The following is a 925-nucleotide window of genomic DNA, read 5'->3' as shown; positions in this document are numbered from 1 at the left end:
AAAAGGGCATAGGAAAACAGAGGTATTCGTTGAATACCCATAACATTCCATATATGCACGTCTCCACTTCGCCTTAGTGATTTTCACTCCCATGTCTCAACGGGTCATACGCCCTTTCATTCCTTCGTCACATCTAACTAAGGGGTGGAGGTCGGTCTTTCTAACGGAACGGGTCCGAGCCCTTTTGTTTAATGTCTCCCGATACTCCGTGCTATGTTATCCTGCGAATGCATGAACCGGCGAGGATCAATTAGCTTTATGCTGCTTGTAGGAAAATTCTAGTCGAGTCGTAAGTTTTGCCGCTTTTAGCAAGACAGACAAGCATACGTGCAACTTTCCCAATCAATTTCATAATCGACTTCATCTTCTTTACCTTCTTTTCCTTCACGTTGTAGTGGTGCAGAGCCCGAAATTCCGAGTTGGTCATCACCATACACATGGTCACGAGATAGAGGAAATGGCGCAGACGTGGGCGACCACGTTTGCTAAGCACCATTTTTCCTCGCCACTTCCCAGAACTTGCTTCAGCTAGGTTTAATCCGGCATGGCGTAGTAGAGCATTTCCGTGTGCATAAGCGCTTAGATCGCCAGCCTCGCCAAGAATGCCTGCTAAGCTTGTTGCATTGACGCCTGGGATTTCAAGCAGTTTTTGAGCATAGGGAATACGCCCCAGTATCATGTGGACTTCCTGCTCAATCTGTTCAAGTTGACGCTGAGCTAAGTCATACTCTTCTAAGAGTTGCTCTAGATGAAGTTTGTAGGCGTGAAGAGCGTGCGTGGCACCCACACTGCATTTCGCAAGTGTAATAAGTTGCTCTGCACGTTTGACGCCAGCATGACGTTTCACGTATTGCTTCCAGCCAGCCAGAACTTGTTCAGTGGATAACCGGCTAATTTCCTTCGGTAATGGGAAGAGCCGGAGCGT

At 47.6% G+C, this 925-nt stretch carries 1 protein-coding gene; it reads right to left on the bottom strand.

The genetic code is table 11. The features are described from left to right. Positions 1-256: 256 nt before the first annotated feature. Positions 257-925 (bottom strand): transposase (locus tag GQY27_RS21185; protein ID WP_160037245.1); only part of this gene is annotated, 669 nt, incomplete at its 5' end.

It is taken from the genome of Paenibacillus sp. An7 (assembly GCF_009870785.1).
Classification (GTDB): domain Bacteria; phylum Bacillota; class Bacilli; order Paenibacillales; family Paenibacillaceae; genus Paenibacillus.
The sequence above is the reverse complement of the archived record's forward strand: the minus strand, read 5'-3'. Positions and strand labels throughout refer to the sequence as shown.